Source organism: Streptomyces tatrensis (assembly GCF_049310065.1).
In the GTDB taxonomy this organism is placed as follows: Bacteria; Actinomycetota; Actinomycetes; order Streptomycetales; family Streptomycetaceae; genus Streptomyces.
Window position 1 is genome coordinate 4,854,189 of record NZ_JBMDLB010000011.1, and the last position, 23,780, is coordinate 4,877,968.

The following is a 23,780-nucleotide window of genomic DNA, read 5'->3' on the forward strand; positions in this document are numbered from 1 at the left end:
GCGTGAGCGGAGCCACGGGCGCCGGACCGGCCAACACTGGAGCGAACGGTGCCCGTGGCCCCGCCGCGGACTCCCAGGGGGGAACCGTGACGGACACCCGAGGACCGCAGTCGCCTCAGTCGCCTCAGACTCAGGCCGCGGCCGGCCCTCAGCAGCCGTACCAGCCGCCGCAGGCGTACTCGGTGCCCCAGGGCCCCGGGGCGCCGCGGGGGGCGGGTGACACCGGGGCGCAGCGCAAGCCGCGCACGGGGGCCCGTATGGCGCCCAGGACGCGCAAGGCGCGGCTGCGGGTGGCCAAGGCCGACCCCTGGTCGGTGATGAAGGTCAGCTTCCTGCTGTCGATCGCACTGGGCGTCTGCACGATCGTGGCGTCGGTGGTGCTGTGGATGGTCATGGACGCCATGGGCATCTTCTCCAGCGTCGGCGGCACGATCAGCGAGGCGACCGGCTCGAACGAGAGCAACGGCTTCGACCTCCAGAGCTTCCTGTCGCTGCCGCGCGTTCTGATCTTCACGTCGGTGATCGCGGTCATCGACGTGGTGCTCATGACGGCGCTGGCGACCCTGGGCGCGTTCATCTACAACCTGTCGGCGGGCTTCGTCGGCGGTGTGGAGCTGACGCTCGCCGAGGACGAGTAGGCCTCCGAAGACGGGGCGGATGACCTGCGCAGACGGGCCGCCGCTATCGATTTTGGAGTCACCGGGTCTGTGCGCTAACCTTCAGAAGTCAGCGCGCAGCGCGGATGGGGCTATAGCTCAGTTGGTTAGAGCGCATCCCTGATAAGGATGAGGCCACAGGTTCAAATCCTGTTAGCCCCACAGTGTCGAAGACCCTCAGGCCCATGGCCTGGGGGTCTTTGTCGTTGGGCCAGTTGGTGCACCGGTAGGTCACCGATCGGTATCGGTCGGTGTGTATTGTTGGGCGCCAGAAGTCCCCTACGTCAACGAAAGACGAGGTCGCGCGGTGAAGAAGCTGCTCCTGGTCGCACTGGCCGCCATCGGCGGGCTCCTCGTGTACCGCCAGATCCAGGCGGACCGTGCGGAGCAGGACCTGTGGACGGAGGCAACCGACTCCGTGCCTTCTGGTTCCGGTGTGTGAGACCCGAGGTTGATCCCAGAGCCCCGACTGCCGCTGCGGTCGGGGCTTTGTGCTGCTCTGTGACGAAATATTGCGGTATGCAAAGAAGTTGCTTGCGTTGGCAAACTCGGGGTGGGTGCGTGTGATGGGTGGGGTACGTCGGGTACGGACGGCCGCGGTGGCGGCGCTGGCCGTCCTCGGGCTGGTCGCGGCGCTGCCGGGGGCCGCGGTCGCGGCGGGGACCCCGCAGCCGGTGCCGCCCTACCGGGGCGCGGACGGTGCGGTGGCGGTGGCGGGCAAGCCCTCCACGGCCGGTGCGCCGCAGCTGAAGGCCGGGTCGCTCTACAAGGACTCGATCGCGCCGGGGGAGCGGTACTACCAGCTCTACCTCGACGGCAGTTCGAGCGTGTACGTCTCCGCGGTGCTCCAGCCTCCGCGCGGCGCCAAGGTGAGCTACAGCGACGGCCTGGAGGTGGACGTCCTCAGCATCGAGAACCGCTCCTGCCAGAGCGGTCCGGGGCGGGCGTCCTTCGGCTACGACCCCGTCCCCATCAGCGCCGTGGGCGGCCGGATCGTGCGGGAGGACGGCGAGTGCCAGGAGGCCGGCACCTACTACGTCAAGGTCACGCGCGAGACGGCCAAGGGCGGGGACCCGGCTGCCTGGCCCCTGGAGCTGCGGGTCCAGCGCGAGCCGAAGCTCGGCGGCAGCAACGCACCCACCGCCGCCCCCAGCGTCTGGCCCTCGGCCTCCCCGACCCTGCCCGGAAACGACGCGGCCGCGCGCTCCGGCGGGACCGGCTTCAACGACGCGCGGGCCCTGGACAGCGGCGTGTGGAGCGACGAGCTGCGGCCCGGGCAGACCCTCTTCTACCGGGTGCCCCTCGACTGGGGACAACAGCTGGGCCTCGCGGCGGAACTCTCCGCGGCCACGATGACGAAGGACTCCGGGTACGCCTCGCCCGGGCTCTCCGTCTCGCTGTACAGCCCCTACCGCTCGTTGATCGACGGCGAGGACGCCTCGTACGACGGGAAGCAGACGGGGCTCACCCTGCCGCGGACGCCGCCGGTGGCCTACGAGAACCGCTTCGCCTCCGACCAGAAGGTCGGCTCCGTCCGGGTGGCCGGCTGGTACTACGTCGCGGTGACCATGGCGGGGAAGGTCGGGGAGTTCACCCAGGACGCGGTGCCCGTCCCGCTGACCCTGCGCACGCAGATCATCGGGGCCCCGGGCAAGGCCCCGGCCTACGCGGAGGACCTCGCGGCCGGCGGGTTCGGGGTGGCCGCCGGGGACCGTACGGCGGCCAAGGAGGGCAGCACGGCCGTGGAGGCCGATGCCGCCGCCGCGAACCGGTCGGTGATGCGGGTGGTCGCGGGCGCCGGCTTCGGTACGGGGACGCTGCTGCTGCTCGTGCTGGGCGGCTGGATCCTGCTGGCCCGGCGGCGCACCCACTAGGGGGCGTTGCGCCCTAGGGCTGGGTCAGGGCCCAGATCCCGACGGCGAAGCACAGCACCGCGGCGAGCAGGATCCCGGCGGTGACCTTCGCGGGCGGGGGCGCGAGGGCGGTCGTACGGCGTACGGCGGGGGGAATCGGCTGCGTCTGCGGTTGCGCGTAGGGGTGCGGGGCCGTCGGCACCGTTTGCGGAGCGTGCGGCGTCGGGGCGGTGGCGAGCTGGGGCGGCGGGAGGTGGAAGCTGCCCGTCTCCGAGGGGCCGAACACGCCGAGGGGAGCGGTGACGGGCGTGGGGGCATCGGCGGGCCGCGCGGGCTGCGGGGGCACGGTGGGTGCGCCGGGCGGGGCCGTCGGCGGGGTCGCGTAGGCGGGTTCCTGGAGTGCCCGGGGCGTGAAACCGGTCGGCACCGGGCCCAGTTGGTCGAATACTTCGACCACCCCGACCGGATCCCCGTCCGGGCCGGGCGGCGGCAGCAGTTCCACGGCCTCGGCGAGGGCCCTGCGCGCCCCGGTGGCCGTCTGGAACCTGCTCCGGGGGTCCGGCTGGAGCAGCGCGGCCAGGACGTCCCACAGCGGCGCGGGAACGCCCTCGGGGGCATCGGGGGTGCCGTGGGTGAAGAACTGCTCCACGAGGGCCTGGGAGTCGGGCTTGGCGCCCTTGAGGAGGTAGAGGCCGACCAGTCCGACGGCGAACAGGTCGGCGGTGAAGTCGGGCTCGGAGCCGAGGAGTTGTTCGGGCGCGAGATAGCCCGGCGTGCCGACCACGTAGGCGGTCTCGGTCAGCCGGGGCTCGCCCTTGCGCATGGCGATGCCGAAGTCGGACAGCCGCAGGTGCGGCCGCCCGGTTCCAGTGGCCTCCATCAGGATGTTGGCCGGTTTGATGTCGCGGTGGACGACGCCCTCCGCATGCACCGCCGCCAGCCCCGACAGGAGCTGGTCGAGGAGCGTGCACACGAACCGGGGTGGCAGGGCCCCGTAGTCCCCGATCACATGGGCGAGGGAGCCGCCGGCGACGAGGTCCATGGTGAAGAGGACCTTGTCGTCGTCCGCCGCCCAACTGGCCGGGGCCAGTACGTGCGGGTGATCGATCCGCAGCGCCTGCTCGCGGACGAACCGCAGCAGGGTGTGGGCATCGCTCTGCAGGAGGACCTTCGCTGCGACGTATCGGCGGCGCCGGTGGTCCCAGGCACGCCATACGGCGCCTGCGCCGCCACGTCCGATCGGGTCGATCAGTTCGTACCGGCCGGCGAAGATCTCACCCATTGCTGCGCCCGTCCCCCGTCGTCAGCTGTGTCTGCCGCGTGCGTTGCGTGTCAGTTCTGGTGCGCCTCGTAGTGCGCGACGGCGTCGGAGGTGCGGCCCGCTCCGTACACCCGGAGGAACTCTGCCAGTTCCGGGTGGGTCGGGGCGAGGGTGTCCGCCGCGTCGATGATGTCGCCGGCCGCGGAGACCGAGCGCAGCAGCGACTGGATCTCGCGTACGACGCGCTTGACGGTGGGTGCGCCGGAGCCGGTGGCGGTCTGGCCGGTGCTGTTGCTGAGGACGGAACCTCCCTGGGTCTTCTTGATCTCGTCCATCCGGTCGGTGGCCTCTCCCGCGCTGACGCTCCCGTCGGCCACCTGGCCGGCGAGATCCTGGAGAGCCTGAACCCGCTGGACCACGGCGGGGTTGCCGATCTTTGCCCGCTGGCCGCTCATCAGCTGGGACAGCATCGGCGCCGACAGCCCGAGGACGGCAGCGAGGCGGGCCTGGTTCAAACCGAGGTCATCTATGAGCCGGCGGAAGAGCGCGCCCAACGGCTCCCCGTACCAACTCCGCTGGAGTTCCCTGGCTCTGGCGGTCGCCTCTTGCTGTACTGCGTCCACTCTTACTACTCCCCTTCGCTGGTGCGAACCTCGCGAGCATCTTACGGAGAGTGGTCGCGGGGCGGGAGTCCCTATCATTTTGCGGGATGAGGGGGTACACCCGGTACTCTGTCCTACGGAACGGTCACTCGCCCGCGGGGGACCGGCACGTCCACATCCGGGGCCTTAGCTCAGTTGGTAGAGCGCTGCCTTTGCAAGGCAGATGTCAGGAGTTCGAATCTCCTAGGCTCCACAATCAGAAAGCCCCCTTGACCTGCGGAAACGCGGGTCAAGGGGGCTTTTCTCGTACCGTTCGCTGGAACCAACGTGCCGCACCGACTCGGGAAACAGGCGATTCGATCACCATGAAGAACGGCCACACCGCGCTGACGATGCAGGACGCGATACTCGCCCTGCAGAAGTACTGGAGCGACAACGGCTGCATGATCACGCAGCCGTTGAACACGGAGGTGGGGGCCGGAACGGCCAACCCTTCCACGGCGCTGCGGGTCATCGGCCCCGAGCCCTGGAGCGTCGCCTACGTCGAGCCCAGCGTGCGGCCGGACGACTCGCGCTACGGCGAGAACCCGAACCGGCTCCAGATGCACACCCAGTTCCAGGTGATCCTCAAGCCCGACCCGGGCAATCCGCAGGAGCTCTACCTGGGCAGTCTGCAGGCGCTCGGCGTCGACCTGAGCGCGCACGACGTGCGGTTCGTGGAGGACAACTGGGCCTCGCCCGCGCTCGGTGCCTGGGGGCTGGGGTGGGAGGTCTGGCTGGACGGCATGGAGATCACCCAGTTCACCTACTTCCAGCAGGTCGGCGGGGTCACCCTGTCCCCGGTGTCGGTGGAGATCACCTACGGCCTCGAGCGCATCCTGATGAACCTTCAGGGCGTCTCGCACTTCAAGGACATCGTCTACGCGCCGGGCATCACCTACGGCGAGGTGTTCGGCCAGAACGAGTACGAGATGAGCCGCCACCACCTCGACGACGCCGACGTCGACACCCACCACAAGCTCTTCGAGGCGTACGCGTCCGAGGCCCGGCGCATGATCGACCTCGAGCTGCCCATCCCGGCCTATACGTACGTGCTCAAGTGCAGCCACACCTTCAACGTGCTCGACGCGCGCGGTGCGCTCAGCACCACGGAGCGCGCCAAGGCCTTCTCCCTGATGCGCGGCCTCACGCACGAGTCGGCCAAGCTGTGGGGCCGGCGCCGTGCCGTACTGGAGTACCCGCTCGGAGCGGCGGCCGCGCCGGCCGCCGCCGTGCGGGCCGCGCTGCCCACGGTCTCCAGCACCGAGACGCTGCTGTTCGAGATCGGCATGGAGGAACTGCCGTACGCCGACGTCCGCGCCACCACCGACGCGGTGCGCGAGGCGGTCACGGCCAAGCTGGCCGCCACCCGGCTGGGGCACGGCCCGATCACGGCGATGGCCACACCGCGCCGCATCGTGATCACGGTCGACGGCGTGGAGCCGTACGAGCCGGACACCGCCAGGACCGTGCGCGGCCCCAAGGCCGCCGCCGCCTACAAGGACGGCGTGCCCACTCCCGCCCTGCTGGGCTTCGCCCGCAGCCAGGGCGTCGACCCGGCGGACCTGAAGGTCCTCGACGTCAGCGGTGTCGAGTACGTCGTGCTCACCCGCGAGGAGCCGGGCCGCCCGGCGGTCGAGGTGCTCAGCGACCTGCTGGCCGAGGTCGTGTCCGGGCTGCGCGCCGGCCGCAACATGCGGTGGAACGACCCGACGCTGTCCTTCTCCCGCCCGGTCCGCTGGCTGCTGGCCCTGCTCGGCAACACCCCGCTGCCGGTCGCCGTCTCCGCGCTGGCCTCGGGCACCACCACCCGGGTCCACCGCACGGCCCCGGACCCGGTCGTCCAGGTGGCGTCCGCCGAGGGCTACGCCCACTTCCTCAAGATGCACGGCATCCTGCTGGACCGCGAGGCCCGGCGCGACGCGGTGCTGCGCGGAGCCCACGAGTCGGCGGCCGAGGCCGGCGGATCCATCGATGCGGCCGGTGAGGCCGGACTGATCGACGAGATCACCGACATCGTGGAGTTCCCGCACCCGGTCCGGGGATCCTTCGACGAGAGCTACCTCGACCTTCCCGCGAGCGTCCTGACCACCGTCATGCGGGGGCACCAGCGCTACCTGCCGGTGCGGGACGCGGGCGGGCGCCTCATGCCCCACTTCATCACCTTCGCCAACGGCACGTGCGACGACGACGTGGTGCGTTCGGGCAACGAGGCGGTGCTGCGGGCCCGTTACGAGGACGCCGCCTTCTTCTTCCGCGCCGACCTGAAGGTCTCCCCCGAGGAGCTCCGCGGCCGGCTGGACAAGCTGACCTTCGAGGACCGGCTCGGCACGGTCGCCGACCGCGCCGACCGCATCGCCGCCCTGGCCCTCGGGCTGGCCGCGAACGCGGGGCTCGGCGAGGACGCGCTCGCCACGGTGCGCCGCGCCGGTGCGCTGGCGAAGTTCGACCTGGCCTCCCAGATGGTCGTCGAGTTCTCCGGCCTGGCCGGGGTGATGGCCGAGGAGTACGCACGCCGAGCGGGCGAGTCCGCGGAGGTCGCGCGGGCCCTCGCCGAGATGGAGCTTCCGCGTTCCGCCGGCGGCGCGCTGCCGGCCGGTCACGCGGGCGCCGTACTGTCGCTCGCCGACCGGTTCGACCTGGTGACGGGCATGTTCGTGATCGGCGCCGCGCCGACCGGAAGCTCCGACCCGTTCGGTGTGCGCAGGGCCGCCATCGGTCTGCTCAACGTGCTGCGGAGCACTCCCGCGCTGGCCGGGATCCGCGTGAACGAGGCGCTGCGCGCGGCGGCCGACCGCTTCGCCGCCCAGGGCGTGGAGGTGCCCGCCGAGCGGCTCACGGAGGCCGCCGAGCTGATCACCCGTCGCTACGAGCAGCAGCTCACCGACGCCGGACACGAGCACCGCCTGGTCCAGGCCGTCCTGGTGTGGGCCGATCGCCCCGCCCACGGCGACCGCACCCTGGCCACGCTGGAGGCCAACGTCGGCACCGAGGCCTTCGACGGGCTCACCGCCGCACTCCAGCGCGTGGTGCGCATCCTCCCCGCGGACGCCGCGGAAGCCGGCGCGGTGGACCGTTCTCCGCTCACCGCTCCCGCCGAGCTGCGCCTCGCCGAGAGCGCGCAGGTCGTCGCCAAGTCCCTGACCGGCCGCGAGGACGACCTCGCCGCGCTGATCGAGGTCTCCGCCCCGCTGGTCGTCGCGATCAACGCCTTCTTCGACGACGTCCTGGTGATGGACCCCGACCCGGCGGTCCGCGCGGCCCGGCTGGCCCTGCTGGACGACGTGGCGCGACTGGCCCGCACGATCCTCGACTGGCGCGCGCTGTAACCGGCTCCGAACAGTCATGAGATGAGGCCCTCTGGCCGGCGGGAACGCCGGGTGGGGGGCCTCATCGCGTTAGTCTCGGCCCCGTTGGGCGGTATGACGATCATTCACCAAGGTCGATGTTGAGGAGAGTTCGGATGACCGTGGAAGCGAAGACCACCGAGAAGGCCCTGCGGTTGAGGGAGTTGGGTGCGTCGCTGATCGTTCTCCCCAATGCCTGGGACGCGGGCAGTGCGGCGGTGATCGAGTCGGCCGGGGCGCCGGCCATCGCCACCACCAGCGGTGGTGTGGCCTGGTCGATCGGGCGCGGGGACGGGCAGCACGCGACGAGGGCGGAGATGCTGGCGGCGGCCGCGCGGATCGTGGCGGCCGTGGACGTCCCGGTCACCGTGGACATCGAGGGCGGCTACGAGGACGTCGCGGCCACCGTCCGCGAGGTGGTGGCGGTCGGCGCCGTCGGGATCAACCTGGAGGACTCGAAGGCCGCCGACGGCACGCTCCACACCGCCTCGGAGCAGGCCGAGCGGATCCGCGCCGCCCGCGCGGCGGCCACGGAGGCCGGGCTTCCGGAGCTGGTGATCAACGCCCGTACCGACGTCTTCCTGTTCGGGATCGGCGAGGAGTCCGGCCGCCTCGCGGACGTACTGGCGCGGGTGGAGGCGTACGCCGCCGCCGGGGCCGACGGGATCTTCGTTCCGGGCCTGCTGGACCTGGACGCCCTGAGCGAGATCGCGCGGGGTCCGCTGCCGGTCAACGCCATGGCCGGGCCGGGCGGTCCGTCCGTCGCCGAGCTGGCGAAGGCCGGGGTGCGCCGGGTCAGTGTCGGGACCGGGGTGGCGCAGGCGGCGTACACGGCGGCCCGCGCCGCGGCGGTGGAGGTGCTGGAGCAGGGGACGTACGGGGCGCTCGAGGGTGCGGTCGACTACGGCACGCTCAACGGCCTCTTCGTGAAGTAGGGGCTGAAACGACTGTGGGCCGCTCCGGTATCCGGAGCGGCCCACAGTCCTGTCCGCGGTCCTTCTCGTCAGCCCGACCGCGTCCTGCCCCGATGTTTCACGTGAAACATCGGGCGGGAGTCACCGGCGCCGGCCGGTCCGCAGCAGGGTCGCGGCCACCACGAGGGCCGTGAGCATCAGTCCCGCGCCGATACCGAAGGCCAGGTGGTAGCCGGAGGTCAGTGCCGCGGCCCGGTCGAGGCCGGTGGAGAGCAGGGAGTCGGTGCGGGCGGCCGCCAGGGTGGAGAGGACGGCGACCCCGAGGGCCATGCCGATCTGCTGGGTGGTGTTGAACAGGCCCGAGGCGAGGCCCGCGTCCTGCTCGCCGGCGCCGGACATGCCGAGCGCGGTGAGGGCGGGCAGGGCCAGGCCGAAGCCGGCCGCCAGCAGCATGACGGGGAGCAGGTCGGTGACGTAGTCGGCGCGGACCGGGAGCCGGGTCAGCAGGCCGAGGGCGGCGACGAGCAGGGCCAGTCCGGCCAGGAGCACGCCCCGTTCACCGAAGCGGGCGTTCAGCGGGGCCGAGGCGAAGAGGGAGACTCCGCCGATGACCACGGCCGCCGGGAGCATGGCCAGGCCGGTCTCGGCGGCTCCGTAGGCGAGCACGTTCTGGAGGTACAGGGCGACCAGGACCTGGAAGGAGAACAGTGCGGCCACCATCAGCATCTGGACCAGGTTCGCGCCGACCACGGTCCGCGAGCGGAAGATCCGCAGCGGTACCAGCGGGGTGCGGGTCGTGGCCTGGCGTGCGGTGAATCCCGCGAGCAGGGCGACCGAGAGCGTGCCGAGGCCGAGGGTGTGCAGGGAGATCCAGCCGTAGCGCTCCACCTCGACGACGGTGAAGATGCCGAGCATCAGGCCCGCGGTGACCAGGAGGGCGCCGATGACGTCGGCTCCGGCGCGCAGGCCCAGTCCTCGATCGGCGGGGAGTGCGGGCAGGGCCAGCGCGAGGGCGGCGATCCCTATGGGCAGGTTGATGAAGAAGATCCAGTGCCAGTCGAGGGCGTCGGTCAGGACACCGCCCAGCACCTGTCCCAGGGAGGCTCCGGCCGCGCCGGTGAAGGAGAAGACGGCGATGGCCTTGGCCCGCTCGCGGGGCTCGGTGAACAGCGTGATCAGGATGCCCAGGCTGACGGCCGCGGCCATGGCGCTGCCGAGGCCCTGGAGGAAGCGGGCGGCGATCAGTACCTCGGGCGAGCCGGCGAATCCGGCGAGCAGGGAGGCTCCGGTGAAGACGCCGGTCCCGGCCAGGAACATCCGCTTGCGGCCGATGAGGTCGCCGAGCCGGCCGGCGAGGAGCAGCAGGCTGCCGAAGGCGATCAGGTAGGCGTTGACGACCCAGCTGAGTCCGGCGGGGGTGAATCCGAGGTCCTTCTGGATGGCCGGCATCGCGACGGTGACGATGCTGCCGTCGAGGACGGTCATCAGGACGCCGGTGGACAGCACCCCGAGGGCGGTCCACCGGGAGCGCAGCCCGCGCGGGGCGGCCGGGGTGGTGGCCGGGGCGGAAGTGGACCCGGCAGGAGTGGCGGGCGGCGGCGTCGTCGGAGGAGGAGGGGTGGGAGCGGACGTGGCAGGCATCTGGGTCCCCAGTCGTGAGCGGCGGGCTGACTTGGTAAGACCGTATCAGATAGTTCCGTTGCAGACGATCTGTTGGGGACTGAATTGCTAGACTGGTGAACATGACAGCCATGGCGCCCGCGCAGAACGAGCCGGACCTCTCCTTCCTCCTGGACCACACCAGCCACGTCCTGCGCACCCGGATGGCGGCGGCACTCGACCGGATCGGGCTCACGGCACGGATGCACTGCGTGCTCGTGCACGCCCTGGGGGAGGAGCGGACCCAGATCCAGCTCGCCGAGATCGGGGGCATGGACAAGACGACGATGGTCGTCACCGTCGACGCCCTGGAGAAGGCCGGCCTGGCCGAGCGGCGGCAGTCCAGCACGGACCGCCGGGCCCGCGTCATCGTCGTCACCGAGCAGGGCGCGGCCCTGGCGCAGGAGAGCAGCCGCCTCGTCGACCAGGTCCACGCCGACGCGCTCGCCGCCCTCTCGGACGCCGACCGCGAGGCCGTGCTGCGCGTGCTGAACCTGCTGGTCAAGGGCGATCTGGGAACCCCGTCGGAGAGCCCGAGGCCCGCCCGCAGGGCCCGCCAGTAGCCGCCCGGCATCCCCCGGACGGCCCAGTCACAGGGCCGTCCCGCACCTTCTGGCAGAGAGTGGAAGAAGGCAATCCGCCCAGGGGGGCACCACCATGCCGGAGGCGTACGCACATGGGACTGTTCGACTTCATGAGGTCCGACAAGAAGAAGGAACAAGCCGAGAAGGCCGCCGAAAAGGCGGCTGAGCAGGTACAACAGCAGGCCTCGGCCGCTCCGGCGCCCCCGGCCGCGATGCCCGCCGACGCCGGGACCAAGTACACCGACTCGGCAGCGGCGACCAAGGCGGCCGCCGAGCGCATGGCGGCATCGGCGCCGCCCAAGGCCGCGCCGATGCCGCCCAAGGCCGCACCGGCGCCTCCCGTCGCACGGCCGGCCCCGCACACGCCCACGCCGGCGTCCGCCGCGCACAAGGCGGTTCCCGCGGCGCCGATGCCCAAGCCCGCGCCCAAGGCGCAGCGCACGTACACCGTCCGCCCGGGCGACTCGCTCTCCGCGATCGCCCGCCGCGAGCTCGGCAACGAGGGCCGCTGGCGCGAGCTCTACGCGATGAACAAGGGCGTGATCGGCTCGAACCCCGACATGATCCACCCGGGGATGAAGCTCAACCTCCCCGGCTAGCGGGAACGAGAACGGCGCAATGACAGTGGGGCCCGGATCCTGAAAAGGGATCCGGGCCCCACTGTCATCTGTCATCGAGCGTTCGTCAGCGGTGCTTGCGCTTCGCGTCCTCCGCGTCGATCCGCTCCTGTGCGGCCTCGGCCTCCGCTTCCAGACCGGACACGAAATCCGACGTTCCGGCGTCGTGCTCCTTCGCGGCCAGTTCGTCGTCGAAGGAGGCCGGGGCCTCTTCCTCCCGCGCCGACAGCTCGGTGGCGGCCGGTGGCTCGACGAGCCAGTCCGGGTTGGACTGCTGGTCCCACCAGCGCCACGCGGCGTAGGCTCCGCCGGCCAGGACGCCGACCACCGCCACGCCCTTGAAGAGGCGGCCGCAGCGCTCACGCCGCTCGTGGCGCCGTACGAGCTTCTGGACCTCCTTGGCCGATACCTGGCCGCGCAGCGCCGCCAGCGCCGCCGTCGACCGGGATGCGGCCTCCTCGGCGACCGGCTGGGCCGCCGCGAGGGCGCTCTCCAGCTTTGGCTGCGTGTAGTCCACCGCGGACCGGGCCGCCAGGCGGGTCTGCTTCACGGCATTGGTCGCCGCCCGGTCCACATTCGGCGGCACATGGGCGCGGACCGATTTGATCCGGGGCTGGACGTGGCAGCAGTACGTCGAGCGGGCCTGCTTGGCAGCCTCGCCGGCCGCGTAGGACACCTTCGGTGCGAGCCGTTCATTTGCTTCGTGGGCGTAATGCACCGCAGCGTGCTTGGCGGATTCCGCGTACGGCGCCACCACTTCCGCTGCGTGCCGCGCCGTATCCCTGGCACTTGAAGCTGCCAGGCGCACGCTTTCCTTGCCTGTCACGGGATCCTCCTCCTCGGTGGCGGACACAGTTCACCTTTCCACCCTTTGTCGGATCATGCCTCCCATACCGCCGACCGGCATGCGCGACAGGGCATACGAGTGGACGATTTCCGTCCGGTGCAGCTCTCCGTGGGAGGATCTGAAACCGACAGTGATGACGAGAGGAAGGCAGATCCGTGGTCGAGAAGCTCTACGCCACCCTGAAGACCAACCACGGCGACATCGAGATCGAGCTTCTGCCGAACTTCGCTCCGAAGACCGTGCGGAACTTCGTCGAACTCGCCACCGGTGAGCGCGAGTGGACGCGTCCCACGGACGGCCAGAAGACCACGGACCCGCTCTACGACGGCACCGTCTTCCACCGCGTCATCAGCGGGTTCATGATCCAGGGCGGCGACCCGCTGGGCAACGGCACCGGCGGCCCCGGCTACCAGTTCGCCGACGAGTTCCACCCCGACCTGGCCTTCACCAAGCCCTACCTGCTCGCGATGGCGAACGCCGGCCCGGGCACCAACGGCTCGCAGTTCTTCATCACCGTCGCCCCCACCGCCTGGCTGACGCGCAAGCACACGATTTTCGGCGAGATCGGCGACAAGGCCAGCCAGAAGATCGTCGACGCCATCGCCGCAGGTCCCACCAACCCGCGCACGGAGCGCCCCCTCGACGACGTGATCATCCAGTCCGTCGTCATCGAGAAGCGCTGACCGCAGGGGAACCTTTCCGCCCCGCCCGTCCGTCCTCGATACGTACCGGACGGGCGCGGGCGGACCCGCTGCCTCGCCGCCGACCGAGGGGACCGATGGACACCGACCGTCTTCCGGGCTGCTACCGGCACCCGGACCGCGAGACCGGGATCAGCTGTACGCGCTGTGAGCGGCCTATCTGCCCCGAGTGCATGATCGACGCCTCGGTCGGCTTCCAGTGCCCCGAGTGCGTCCGCGGGGGCTCGGGAACGGGCCACGGGCCCGCGGCCAACGCTCCGCGGACGATCGCGGGCGGGGTGGTGGCGGCCGATCCGTTCCTGGTCACCAAGATCCTGATCGGGATCAACGTGGCGGTGTTCCTCCTGGTGAAGGCCGTACCCAGGCTGAACTTCGAGCTGGTGATGCTGGGCTGGTACGGCGACCAGGCCGGCGTCTCCAGCGGCGAGTACTACCGGCTGCTGACCTCGCCGTTCCTGCACGTCGAGTGGTGGCACATCGTCAGCAACATGCTCGGCCTGTGGTTCATCGGCGGGCCGCTGGAGCAGGCGCTGGGCCGGGCCCGCTACCTCACCGTGTACCTGCTGTCGGCCCTGGGCGGCAGCGTCGCGGTCTATCTGCTGACGGCACCGCTCGTCGCGACCCTCGGTGCCTCCGGCGCCGTCTTCGGCCTGCTCGGTGCCACGGCGGTGCTGTTCCGCCGGATGCGGTACGAAATGCGCCCTCTGATCACCATGGCGGTGCTCATGCTGGTGCTGACCTTCATGCCTGGGCTGAACGTGTCCTGGCAGGCCCATATCGGTGGCCTGATCACCGGTGTACTGGTCGCTTCGGGCTTCCTGTGGCCCACTAAGGACATGGGCGCGCGGAATCGCAAATTCGTCCAGTGGGGCACCTGTGTGGCGGTGTTCCTGCTGGCCACAGCCCTGATCGCGATGCGGACGGTCGAACTTTCCGCACTCACCTGATCACACCGGCGTCAACTCTCCACAGAGTTATCCACAGATCTTCTGTCTTTTCCTCAGGTGTGGATGACGCTGTGGATAACTCATGGGGAGAGCTTGCGGAGCCGGGCTACTTCCACTGCGTGGAGACGCCGAATCCTGCCGCAATGAAGCCGAATCCGACCACAATGTTCCAATTTCCGAGGGCTTCGATCGGAAGCTGGGTCTCGGACAGATAGAAAACGACGATCCATGCCAGGCCGACCAAGAAGAACGCCAGCATGACCGGGGCGACCCAGTTGCGGTTCGTCAGCTTGATCGACTGCGGCGTCCGCGTGGGGGGCGGCGTGTAGTCGTCCTTCTTGCGGATACGTGACTTCGGCACGAGGGGCTCTCCTGTCGATGGGCTGGGGACCTTGCCTGCCCCGGGCGTCCGTTAGCGTAGTGGACCTGTGGCGTTGAAGGAGAAGGGTACGTTGAGCAATTCCGACGACTCCTCCGCGGGTCCCCGTCGCCGTGCCAGACCGGTCCGGCTGCTCACGGCCGCCGTTTTCGCCCTGGCCGGCTTGATCTTCGTCACCAGCTTCAACACCTCCAAGGGTACGAACATCCGGACGGACGCCTCGCTCCTCAAGCTGTCCGACCTGATCCAGGAGCGCAGCCAGAGCAATCTGGAGCTGGAGAAGAGCACCGCCACCGCCCGCGGCCAGGTCGACGCCCTCGCCGACCGCGAGCACGGGAGCACCAAGGCCGAGGACGCCAAGCTGGCCGCCCTGCGCGCCGCCTCCGGTACCGAAGCGGTCACCGGCAAGGCCGTCACGGTCACCCTGAACGACGCGCCCCCGAACGCCACGGCCCGCATCCCCAACGTGCCCGAGCCGCAGCCCAACGACCTGGTGATCCACCAGCAGGACCTCCAGGCCGTGGTGAACGCGCTGTGGCAGGGCGGCGCCCAGGGCATCCAGGTCATGGACCAGCGGCTGATCTCCACCAGCGCCGTGCGCTGCGTGGGCAACACCCTGATCCTCCAGGGCCGGGTGTACTCGCCCCCGTACAAGGTGTCGGCGGTCGGCGACCCCGGCGCGCTGAAGAAGGCCCTCGCGGCCTCCCCGGCGCTGCAGAACTACCAGCTGTACGTGAACGCGTACGGGCTCGGCTGGAAAGTGGACGAGCACAAGGCGCTGACACTGCCGGGCTACTCCGGCACAGTGGACCTCCACTATGCGAAGCCGCTGGAGTCCGCCACGCCGTGACCGCAACGTCGACGTGCCGCGCCTGCTGGTACGGACGTTCAGCGAGGTGTGCCTGACCGCGGGCTCGCTCATCGTGCTCTTCGTGGTCTACGTACTGCTGTGGACCGGGGTCAAGGCCGACCAGGCCATGGACGGGGAGATGGCCCGCATGAGGGACGCCTGGTCCGCGGCGCCCGCGGCCGCCCCGCAGCCCGTGCCGTCGGCCGCCCCGGCCGCGCCCGAGACCGCCGCGTACCCGCCGGGCCGGGCCTTCGCCGAGATGTACGTACCGCGCTTCGGCCCGCGCTGGAACAAGCCGGTCCTGGAGGGCACGGGCACGGAGCTGCTGAAGAAGGGCCTGGGCCACTACGCCGGCACGGCCCGGCTCGGCGGCACCGGGAACTTCGCGGTGGCCGGGCACCGGCGCACGTACGGGGACCCCTTCAAGGACATCCCCAAGCTGCGCCCCGGCGACCTGGTGATCCTCAAGGACGCCGCCGGCTGGTACACGTACACCGTCCGCGCCGAGGCGCTGCGCACGCTCCCCACGGAGGTCGGCGTGGTGGATCCGGTGCCGAGCCGCTCGCCCTTCACCGGGCCGGGCAAGTACCTGACGCTGACCACCTGCGACCCGGAATGGGGCCACAGCCACCGGCTCGTGGTCTGGGCCGAACTGACCGGTACGCGGAGCCTCGCACAGGGTGTACCGGAGGGTTTGGCAAGGTGACCCTCCGCGCCGGGCGGGTGGCTTTAGGCTGTGGACGTACCGCCCCTGCGGTGCGTTGAACGATCGTGGACGAAAAGGACACAGGCGGCATGTACGGCTGGATCTGGCGGCATTTGCCGGGCAACGCGTGGGTACGCGTCGCGATCTCCCTCGTGCTGGTGCTCGCGGTGGTGTTCGTGCTGTTCCAGTACGTCTTCCCGTGGGCCGAGCCGCTGCTTCCGTTCAACGATGTGACGGTGGACGAGGGATCGGGAGCGACTCCGTGAGCGCGCGCATTCTGGTTGTCGACAATTACGACAGCTTTGTCTTCAACCTGGTCCAGTACCTCTATCAGCTCGGCGCCGAGTGCGAGGTGCTGCGCAACGACGAGGTCGAGCTCGCCCACGCCCAGGACGGCTTCGACGGCGTCCTGCTGTCCCCGGGCCCGGGGACGCCCGAAGAGGCCGGCGTCTGCGTGGACATGGTCCGCCACTGCGCCGACACGGGCGTACCGGTCTTCGGCGTCTGCCTCGGCATGCAGTCGATGGCCGTCGCCTACGGAGGCGTCGTCGGCCGGGCTCCGGAACTCCTGCACGGCAAGACCTCGCCGGTGCTCCACGAGGGCCTCGGCGTCTTCGAGGGACTTCCCTCGCCCTTCACCGCGACCCGGTACCACTCCCTCGCGGCCGAGCCGCAGACCCTCCCGGACACGCTGGAGGTCACGGCGCGCACCGAGGACGGGATCATCATGGGCCTGCGCCACCGCGAGCACGACGTCGAGGGCGTGCAGTTCCACCCCGAATCCGTGCTGACCGAGTGGGGTCACCGGATGCTCGCGAACTGGCTGGTGCGCTGCGGTGACGCGGGCGCGGTGCAGCGCTCGGTGGGGCTCGCCCCGGTGGTGGGCAAGGCCGTCGCGTGACGGCGCTCGCGCCGTCCGCGCCCACCGAGGGCCGGGCAGCGCGACGCAGGGCGGCACAGGCGGCCGAGAAGCGTGCGCGCACGCGCGGCCGGGGCCGGCGGCGCAGGCGGCCGGCCTCGGGCGGGCCGGTGGTGGTCGTCAGCAGGCTCGCGGGGGAGCTGTTCATCACGCTGGGCCTGGTGATGCTGCTCTTCGTCGGCTACCAGCTCTGGTACACCAACTTCCTGGCGAGCCGGACGGCCGATGACGCGGCCGGCTCCCTGCTCCAGCACTGGGACCGCGAGCCGGCCGGCGCGGCCGCTCCGCCGGTGGCCGCGGCCTTCGAGCCGGGCCAGGGCTTCGCCATCCTGTACATCCCGAAGCTGGACGTGAAGGTGCCGGTCGCGGAGGGGACGAGCAAGCCGAAGGTGCTCGACAAGGGCATGGTCGGCCACTACTCCGAGGCGCCGCTCGCGACCGGGATGCCGGCCGACGCACAGGGCAACTTCGCGCTGGCGGGCCACCGGAACACGCACGGAGAACCGTTCCGCTACATCAACCGGCTGGTGCCGGGGGACAAGATCGTGGTGGAGACGCGGGACGCGTACTACACGTACGAGACGAGCGCGCAGCTCGCGCAGACCCCGCCGTCGAACGTGTCCGTGATCAAGCCGGTGCCGGCCGGATCGGGATTCACCGCCCCGGGCCGGTACATCACGCTGACCACCTGCACCCCGGAATTCACCAGCACCTACCGGCTGATCGTATGGGGCAGGATGACCGCTGAACGCCCCCGCAGCCAGGGTGCTCCGCCCGAGCTGACCAGCCCGTAGAGGATCCGCAGTGTCACGTGCCGCACCGCCCCCGCACCGCAGTGCCGTCGCGGGGTTCCTGAGCCTGCTGGGCGAGGTCCTGATCACCGTGGGACTGGTGCTCGGGCTGTTCGTGGCGTACTCGCTGTGGTGGACGAACGTCCTGGCGGACCGGGACGCTTCCGCGCGCGGGGACGCGGTGCGCGAGCAGTGGGACCGGGCGGCGCCCTCCCCGGCGACGGCCGCGGCGCCAGGGGCGCTGGACACCCAGGGCGGGATCGGCTTCTTGCACGTGCCGGCGATGAAGAACGGCGAGGTGCTGGTCAAGCGGGGCACCAGCTCGGAGGTCCTCAACGACGGCGTCGCCGGCTACTACACGGAGCCGGTCAAGTCGGCGCTGCCGTGGGACCCGGCGGGCAACTTCGCGCTGGCGGCCCACCGCGACGGGCACGGGGCCAAGTTCCACAACATCGACAAGCTGAAGAACGGCGACGCGCTCGTCTTCGAGACCCGCGACACCTGGTACGTCTACAAGGTCTTCGCCGAACTGAGCCAGACCTCGAAGTACAACGTGGACTCGATCAGCCCGGTCCCCAAGGAGTCGGGCCGCACGGCGCCGGGCCGCTACATCACCCTGACGACCTGCACGCCCGTGTACACCTCGAAGTACCGCTACATCGTGTGGGGCGAGCTGGTCCGCACGGAGAAGGTCGACGCGAAGCGGAACCTCCCGGCGGAGCTGCGCTGAGAGCTCCGGGCCGCCAGAAGCCCCCTGTGGACGGCCGTGACGCCCCCTGGGTGGCGATGGGCCAGGGACTCGGGGATGAGGCGCAGGCGGCCGCGTACAGGGCCACAGGGGCTCGATGTGCCGTGGGTGACGGGCCGCGCCCCGGAGCTTTCAAACGGAACGGGTCCGGTCCCTCTTCAAGAGAGGGGCCGGACCCGCTGCGTTGCGCGTTCCGCCGGCTAGTTGCCGAGGCCTCCGAAGAAGCCGCCGCCGTCGTTGCCGCCGTTCTGCTGGTTGTCGGGCACCGTGTTCACGTTGATCGGCGTGTTCGGGGCCACCGTGCTGCCGATCGGCGGGTCCGTGCTCAGGATCCTCGCCTTGCCGTCGGAGGAGCCCGACAGGACGGATCCGAAGGCCAGGCCGTTCGCGGCGAGCTCGGCCCTGGCCTGGTTGATGGTCTTGCCGACCAGGTTCGGGACCTGGATCTGCTGGACCGCCTTGGCGACCGAGATGTTGACCGTCGAGCCGACTTCGGCCGAGCTGCTCGGGAGGGGGTCCTGGCTGACGACCGACTGGGGGGCCGTGCCCGGGGGCGCGTCCACCTCCGTGATGCTGCCGAGCTTCAGCTTGAGGGCCTGCAGGGCCTTCGAGGCGTCGGCCTGGCTCTTGCCGGTCAGGTCCGGGACGGTCACCTTGGAGATCTCCTTGGCCACCGTCAGCGTGATGCTGGTGCCCCGCTCGACCTCACCGCCGCCCTTCGGGTCCTGCTCCAGGACGGTGCCGGGCGACCGCTCGGACTCGTCCGTCTTCTTCGTGACCTGGAAGCCCTTGTCCTTGAGGGTCTTCTCCGCGGTCTCGAAGGGGATGAAGAGGACGTCCGGTACGACGACCTTGGGTGCGCCGGTGGAGACCTTCACCTTGATCGGGGAGTTCTTCTCGACCTTGGTGCCCTCGGCCGGGCTCTGCTCGCAGACGCTGCCCTTGGGCGCCGTCTCGCAGGGCATCTCCCCGTCCTGCTGGACGACGAGACCGACGTTGATCGCGTTGGCCTTGGCCGTTTCCAGGGTTTCGCCGATGAGCTTGGGGACCGCGGGCCGGTTGTCGGCGCTGGGCTCGGTGAGGGTGCGCCCGATCAGGATCGCGCCGACCAGCACGAGGATGCCGGCGGTGACCAGCAGGATCGTGGAGGCCTTGCTCTTCTTCTGCGGGCGGCGGCCGCGGCCGCCCTGGTCGTAGCCGCCCTGGTCCCCGTATCCGTAGCCGCCGTCGCCCGGGGGCATCGGCGGGAGCATGGAGGTCTGGTTCGGGTCGGTGGTGCGCAGGGCGGTGGTGGGCTGGTCGTAGCCCTGGTGTCCGTAGCCGTGGCCCTGGTCGGGGTAGCCGTAGCCGGCGGCGCCCATGGAGGCGGTGGCCGCGACGGGCTGGCCGTCGAGGCAGGCCTCGATGTCGGCGCGCATCTCGTCGGCGGACTGGTAGCGGTAGTCGGCGTCCTTGACCAGCGCCTTCAACACGATCGCGTCCATCTCGGGCGTGATCTCGGAGTCGAAGTTCGACGGGGGCTGGGGCTCTTCCCGTACGTGCTGGTAGGCGACCGCGACCGGGGAGTCGCCGATGAACGGCGGCCGGACGGCGAGGAGCTCGTACAGCAGGCAGCCGGCCGAGTAGAGGTCGGAGCGCGCGTCGACCTGCTCGCCCCTGGCCTGCTCCGGGGAGAGGTACTGGGCGGTGCCGATGACGGCGGCGGTCTGCGTCATGGTCATGCCGGAGTCGCCCATGGCGCGGGCGATGCCGAAGTCCATGACCTTGACCTGGCCGGTGCGGGTGAGCATGACGTTGGCGGGCTTGATGTCACGGTGCACGATGCCGGCGCGGTGCGAGTACTCCAGCGCCTGGAGGATGCCGATGCACATCTCCAGGGTGCGCTCGGGCAGCAGTTTGCGGCCGGAGTGCAGGAGCTCGCGCAGGGTCGAGCCGTCGACGTACTCCATCACGATGTACGGGATGGAGATGTTGTCGACGTAGTCCTCGCCGGTGTCGTACACGGCGACGATCGCCGGGTGGTTGAGCGATGCGGCCGACTGGGCCTCGCGGCGGAACCTCGCCTGGAAGGACGGGTCGCGGGCGAGGTCTGCGCGCAGGGTCTTGACGGCGACGGTACGGCCGAGCCGGGTGTCGTGGGCGAGGTAGACCTCGGCCATGCCACCACGGCCGAGCACGTGGCTCAGCTCGTACCGGCCGCCGAGGCGACGCGGCTCTTCCATAACGTGCAGCCCTCTCCGTCAGTCCCGACCGCTCCGGTGTGGTCCGGCGGTGTGCTCTGTTCGCGCAAAGGCTACCGGCCGATCGTCGGTGATCGGTTCGTGACCACCGGCTGATACCGGACCGGTACCGTACGCGCGGATCCGGGCGGGAATGGTGACCCGGATCACAATTTTGTGCCCCTGGAGGCTCTCGCGTGGCCCCGGGCCCCGCCCGTTACCCCTTGTTGCTCTTGAGCACGGCTTCCATGACGGCCTTGGCGACCGGGGCGGCGAGGCCGCCGCCGCTGATGTCCTCGCGGTCCGCCTCGCTGTCCTCGATGACGACGGCCACGGCGACCGGCGAGCTGCCGTCGGGGTTCTCGGCGTAGGAGATGAACCAGGCGTACGGGCGCTTCTTGTTGCCCTCGCCGTGCTGGGCGGTGCCGGTCTTGCCGCCGACGACGGTGCCCTTGATCCTGGCCTTGCCGCCGGTGCCGGTCTCGACGACGTTGACCATCATGTCCCGGACCTTCTTCGCGTTCTCGACGGAGAGGGGACGGCTCATTTCCTCCGGCTCGTGCTTCTCGACGATGTCGAGACCGGGCGACTCCAGCTGGTTGACCATGTACGGCTTCATCAGCTTGCCGTTGTTGGCGATGGCGGCGGTGACCATGGCCATCTGCAGCGGGGTGGCCGCGGTGTTGAACTGGCCGATGGAGCTCTGGGCGTTGCCGTCCCGGCCCATGGTCTTGTCGTAGACGCTGGCGAAGGCGCGGACCGGGGTGTCGATCTTGTCGTTGTTGAAGCCGAACTTCTCGGCGGTCTTGACCATGTTGTCCCGCGTCACCTTGTCGCCCATGTTGGCGAAGACGGAGTTGCAGGAGACGCGCATGGCTTCGTTGAGACTCGCCTTGCCGCAACCGGGGGCGTGGTTGATCAGCTCGGTCTTGGTGCCCGGGAGGATGTACGGGTCCTCGGTGTCGGTCGGTGCGTTGATGTCGGTGACGACACCGTGCTCCAGGGCCGCGGCGGCGGTGACCACCTTGAAGGTGGAGCCGGGCGGGTAGGTCTCGCGCAGGGCGCGGTTGACCAGCTTCTTGTCTTCGCTGTCCTTGAGCTCGACCCAGGCCTTCTCGTCGGCCTTCGAGTTGCCCGCGAAGGCCGAGGGGTCGTACGAGGGGGTGCTGACCAGGGCGAGGATCGCGCCGGTGCGCGGGTCGATCGCGGCTACGGCGCCCTTCTTGGTGCCGAGCTGCTTGAAGGCGGCCTGCTGGGCGGCGGCGTTGAGCGTCGTGACGACGTTGCCGCCCTGCTTCTTCTCGCCGGTGAACATGCCGATGGTGCGGTCGAAGAAGAGCCGGTCGTCGTTGCCGGTGAGGATGCCGTCCTCGAGGGACTCGAGCTGCGTGGAGCCGAAGGCCTGCGAGGCGTAGCCGGTCACGGGGGCCCAGAGCGGACCGTCGATGTAGGTCCGCTTGAACTTGTAGTCGCTGCCGTCGGTGACGGCGGAGCCGGTGATCGGCTTGCCGTCGACGATGATGTTGCCGCGCTCGGTGGCGTACTGGGCGATCTGGACCCGCCGGTTCTCCTTGCGGGTGCTCAGCTCCTCGGCCTTGACGTACTGGAGCCAGTTGGTCCGCACGAGCAGTGCCAGGACGAGCAGCCCGCAGAAGATCGCGATGCGGCGCAGGGGCTTGTTCATGACGGGCGGACCACCTGGGTCATCTCGGAGTCGGGGGACGGTGCCGGGGCCGGGGCAGGGCGGCGTGCGGTGTCGCTGATCCGGATGAGGACGGCGATGAGGATCCAGTTCGCGAGCACGGACGAGCCGCCGGCCGCGAGGAAGGGCATGGTCATGCCGGTCAGGGGGATGAGGCCCATGACTCCGCCGGCGACCACGAAGACCTGGAGTGCGAAGGCGCCGGAGAGGCCGATCGCGAAGAGCTTGCCGAAGGGGTCGCGGGCTGCGAGGGAGGTGCGCACGCCGCGCTCGATGATCAGGCCGTAGAGCAGCAGGAAGGCCATGACCCCGGCGAGCCCGAGTTCCTCGCCGACGGTGGAGAAGATGAAGTCGGAGTTGGCGGCGAACAGGATGAGGTCGGAGTGGCCCTGTCCCCAGCCGGTGCCGAGGACCCCGCCGGAACCGAAGCTCATGATCGACTGGGCGATCTGCTCACAGGCTCCGGCGTCGGCGCCCATCTTCTGCCAGCAGCCGAAGGGGTCCAGCCAGGCGCTGACCCGGGCTCCGACGTGGCTGGAGAAGCCGGCGACCACGACGGCGCCGCCGACCGACATCAGCAGGCCGATGATGATCCAGCTGGTCCGCTCGGTGGCCACGTACAGCATGATCACGAACATGCCGAAGAACAGCAGCGAGGAGCCGAGGTCGTTCTCGAAGATCAGGATGAGCAGGCTCACCGCCCAGATCGCCAGGATCGGGCCGAGGTCGCGGCCGCGAGGCAGGTAGAGCCCCATGAACCGGCGGGAGGCCAGGGCCAGGGCGTCGCGCTTGACCATCAGATAGCCGGCGAAGAACACCGCGAGGACGATCTTCGCGAACTCGCCGGGCTGGATGGAGAATCCGGCGACGCGGATCCAGATCTGGGCGCCGAAGACGTTCGTGCCGAGGCCGGGGACGAGCGGCAGGAGGAGCAGCACCAGGGCCGCGACCATCGAGATGTAGGTGAACCGCTGCAGGATGCGGTGGTCCTTGAGGAACAGCAGCACGCAGGTGAACAGGGCGATGCCGAGCGCCGTGTACATCATCTGGCGGGGGGACGACTCGGAGAAGGCGCCGAAGGACCGCTTCGCCAGGTTCTGCAGGCGCTCGGACTGGTCCAGTCGCCAGATCAGGACGAGGCCCAGCCCGTTGAGGAGCGTGGCGATCGGCAGCAGCAGCGGGTCGGCGTACTTGGCGTAGCGCCGTACGACGAAGTGGGCGATGCCCGCCAGGACGGCGAGGCCGAGTCCGTAGGCGAACATGCCCGGGGGCAGCTTCCCGTGGATCGACAGTCCCGCGTTGGCGTAGGCGAACATCGTGATGACCACGGCGAAGGCGAGCAGCAGGAGCTCGGTGTTCCGCCGGCTCGGCAGCTCGATGGCGCCGATGGTGGTCGTGTTGGTGACAACGCTCATGGTGTGGCGGGCCCCCTGTGCCCG

The 23,780-nt window shown here is 70.3% G+C and carries 22 protein-coding genes, 2 tRNA genes and 1 pseudogene; 17 read left to right on the forward strand and 8 right to left on the reverse strand.

Annotated elements, in window-relative coordinates; translation table 11 throughout:
• The first annotated feature begins 2 nt into the window (after positions 1-2).
• From ACODT5_RS37925 to ACODT5_RS37940, 4 genes are all read left to right on the forward strand, one after another.
• On the forward strand, positions 3-638 hold the full coding sequence (locus ACODT5_RS37925; RefSeq protein WP_422523549.1) for a DUF3566 domain-containing protein: 636 nt from the start codon (positions 3-5) through the stop codon (positions 636-638).
• A 106-nt stretch (positions 639-744) separates the two neighbouring features.
• A tRNA-Ile gene (locus ACODT5_RS37930) sits at positions 745-818 on the forward strand.
• Positions 819-963: 145 nt separating this feature from the next.
• The gene (locus tag ACODT5_RS37935; protein ID WP_208809277.1) at positions 964-1,098 is read left to right on the forward strand and encodes a DLW-39 family protein; all 135 of its coding nucleotides are present in this window, start codon (positions 964-966) and stop codon (positions 1,096-1,098) included.
• A 124-nt stretch (positions 1,099-1,222) separates the two neighbouring features.
• Positions 1,223-2,530 (forward strand): hypothetical protein, encoded by a 1,308-nt coding sequence (locus ACODT5_RS37940; protein ID WP_422523550.1) that lies wholly within the window; start codon positions 1,223-1,225, stop codon positions 2,528-2,530.
• Positions 2,531-2,543: 13 nt separating this feature from the next.
• Here the strand turns inward: ACODT5_RS37940 and ACODT5_RS37945 are convergent, their stop codons facing one another.
• On the reverse strand, positions 2,544-3,791 hold the full coding sequence (locus ACODT5_RS37945; RefSeq protein WP_422523551.1) for a serine/threonine-protein kinase: 1,248 nt from the start codon (positions 3,789-3,791) through the stop codon (positions 2,544-2,546).
• Between the two features lie 50 nt (positions 3,792-3,841).
• Complete coding sequence (locus ACODT5_RS37950) at positions 3,842-4,393, reverse strand: helix-turn-helix domain-containing protein (protein ID WP_422523552.1); 552 nt, start codon at positions 4,391-4,393, stop codon at positions 3,842-3,844.
• Positions 4,394-4,552: 159 nt separating this feature from the next.
• On the opposite strand from ACODT5_RS37950, the gene ACODT5_RS37955 reads away from it, so the two are divergent.
• The 3 genes from ACODT5_RS37955 (at position 4,553) to ACODT5_RS37965 (ending at position 8,693) form a co-directional block, all read left to right on the forward strand.
• A tRNA-Ala gene (locus tag ACODT5_RS37955) sits at positions 4,553-4,625 on the forward strand.
• 112 nt (positions 4,626-4,737) lie between these two features.
• The gene (locus ACODT5_RS37960) at positions 4,738-7,740 is read left to right on the forward strand and encodes a glycine--tRNA ligase (protein WP_422523553.1); all 3,003 of its coding nucleotides are present in this window, start codon (positions 4,738-4,740) and stop codon (positions 7,738-7,740) included.
• A 134-nt stretch (positions 7,741-7,874) separates the two neighbouring features.
• The gene (locus ACODT5_RS37965) at positions 7,875-8,693 is read left to right on the forward strand and encodes an isocitrate lyase/PEP mutase family protein (protein ID WP_422523554.1); all 819 of its coding nucleotides are present in this window, start codon (positions 7,875-7,877) and stop codon (positions 8,691-8,693) included.
• Between the two features lie 120 nt (positions 8,694-8,813).
• Here the strand turns inward: ACODT5_RS37965 and ACODT5_RS37970 are convergent, their stop codons facing one another.
• On the reverse strand, positions 8,814-10,313 hold the full coding sequence (locus ACODT5_RS37970) for an MFS transporter (protein ID WP_422523555.1): 1,500 nt from the start codon (positions 10,311-10,313) through the stop codon (positions 8,814-8,816).
• A gap of 101 nt (positions 10,314-10,414) precedes the next feature.
• Between ACODT5_RS37970 and ACODT5_RS37975 the strand changes: the two genes are divergently transcribed.
• Together ACODT5_RS37975 and ACODT5_RS37980 are read left to right on the forward strand one after the other, a co-directional pair.
• Positions 10,415-10,894 (forward strand): MarR family winged helix-turn-helix transcriptional regulator, encoded by a 480-nt coding sequence (locus ACODT5_RS37975; protein WP_422523556.1) that lies wholly within the window; start codon positions 10,415-10,417, stop codon positions 10,892-10,894.
• A 113-nt stretch (positions 10,895-11,007) separates the two neighbouring features.
• The gene (locus ACODT5_RS37980; protein ID WP_422523557.1) at positions 11,008-11,514 is read left to right on the forward strand and encodes a LysM peptidoglycan-binding domain-containing protein; all 507 of its coding nucleotides are present in this window, start codon (positions 11,008-11,010) and stop codon (positions 11,512-11,514) included.
• 85 nt (positions 11,515-11,599) lie between these two features.
• Here ACODT5_RS37980 and ACODT5_RS37985 read toward each other — a convergent pair whose 3' ends face one another.
• Positions 11,600-12,358, reverse strand: coding sequence for a DUF5324 family protein (locus ACODT5_RS37985; RefSeq protein WP_422523558.1), 759 nt, complete (start codon positions 12,356-12,358; stop codon positions 11,600-11,602).
• 176 nt (positions 12,359-12,534) lie between these two features.
• Between ACODT5_RS37985 and ACODT5_RS37990 the strand changes: the two genes are divergently transcribed.
• Both ACODT5_RS37990 and ACODT5_RS37995 read left to right on the forward strand, forming a co-directional pair.
• Positions 12,535-13,062, forward strand: coding sequence for a peptidylprolyl isomerase (locus tag ACODT5_RS37990; RefSeq protein WP_422523559.1), 528 nt, complete (start codon positions 12,535-12,537; stop codon positions 13,060-13,062).
• 95 nt (positions 13,063-13,157) lie between these two features.
• Entirely contained in the window at positions 13,158-14,027 is an 870-nt protein-coding gene (locus tag ACODT5_RS37995) for a rhomboid family intramembrane serine protease (RefSeq protein ID WP_422523560.1), read from the forward strand.
• A gap of 106 nt (positions 14,028-14,133) precedes the next feature.
• Here the strand turns inward: ACODT5_RS37995 and crgA are convergent, their stop codons facing one another.
• Complete coding sequence (crgA, locus tag ACODT5_RS38000) at positions 14,134-14,388, reverse strand: cell division protein CrgA (RefSeq protein WP_250738676.1); 255 nt, start codon at positions 14,386-14,388, stop codon at positions 14,134-14,136.
• Between the two features lie 91 nt (positions 14,389-14,479).
• On the opposite strand from crgA, the gene ACODT5_RS38005 reads away from it, so the two are divergent.
• The 6 genes and pseudogenes from ACODT5_RS38005 to ACODT5_RS38030 all read left to right on the forward strand — a co-directional run bounded on the left by ACODT5_RS38005 (position 14,480) and on the right by ACODT5_RS38030 (position 18,402).
• Positions 14,480-15,256: a DUF881 domain-containing protein gene (locus ACODT5_RS38005; RefSeq protein ID WP_422523561.1), complete on the forward strand. Its 777-nt coding sequence runs from the start codon at positions 14,480-14,482 to the stop codon at positions 15,254-15,256.
• On the forward strand, positions 15,225-15,962 hold the full coding sequence (locus tag ACODT5_RS38010) for a class E sortase (RefSeq protein WP_422523562.1): 738 nt from the start codon (positions 15,225-15,227) through the stop codon (positions 15,960-15,962). Before ACODT5_RS38005 ends, ACODT5_RS38010 begins: the two co-directional genes overlap by 32 nt.
• A 65-nt stretch (positions 15,963-16,027) precedes the next feature.
• Positions 16,028-16,228, forward strand: a complete 201-nt coding sequence (locus tag ACODT5_RS38015) for a hypothetical protein (RefSeq protein WP_266960486.1) — start codon at positions 16,028-16,030, stop codon at positions 16,226-16,228.
• Positions 16,225-16,863 (forward strand): aminodeoxychorismate/anthranilate synthase component II, encoded by a 639-nt coding sequence (locus tag ACODT5_RS38020; protein ID WP_422523563.1) that lies wholly within the window; start codon positions 16,225-16,227, stop codon positions 16,861-16,863. The genes ACODT5_RS38015 and ACODT5_RS38020 overlap by 4 nt, the downstream gene beginning before the upstream one ends.
• Positions 16,845-17,675 (forward strand): annotated as a pseudogene (locus ACODT5_RS38025) (class E sortase); the annotation flags it as partial. The gene ACODT5_RS38020 and the pseudogene ACODT5_RS38025, both read left to right, overlap by 19 nt.
• 10 nt (positions 17,676-17,685) lie before the next feature.
• On the forward strand, positions 17,686-18,402 hold the full coding sequence (locus ACODT5_RS38030) for a class E sortase (protein WP_422523564.1): 717 nt from the start codon (positions 17,686-17,688) through the stop codon (positions 18,400-18,402).
• Between the two features lie 218 nt (positions 18,403-18,620).
• Here the strand turns inward: ACODT5_RS38030 and pknB are convergent, their stop codons facing one another.
• The 3 genes from pknB to ACODT5_RS38045 form a co-directional block, all read right to left on the reverse strand.
• Entirely contained in the window at positions 18,621-20,642 is a 2,022-nt protein-coding gene (pknB, locus tag ACODT5_RS38035; protein ID WP_422523565.1) for a Stk1 family PASTA domain-containing Ser/Thr kinase, read from the reverse strand.
• Between the two features lie 214 nt (positions 20,643-20,856).
• Positions 20,857-22,323 carry a peptidoglycan D,D-transpeptidase FtsI family protein gene (locus tag ACODT5_RS38040; protein WP_422523566.1) on the reverse strand — a complete coding sequence of 489 codons (1,467 nt, stop codon included), beginning with the start codon at positions 22,321-22,323 and terminating at the stop codon, positions 20,857-20,859.
• Positions 22,320-23,756, reverse strand: coding sequence for an FtsW/RodA/SpoVE family cell cycle protein (locus tag ACODT5_RS38045; protein WP_422523567.1), 1,437 nt, complete (start codon positions 23,754-23,756; stop codon positions 22,320-22,322). Before ACODT5_RS38045 ends, ACODT5_RS38040 begins: the two co-directional genes overlap by 4 nt.
• Positions 23,757-23,780: the final 24 nt, after the last annotated feature.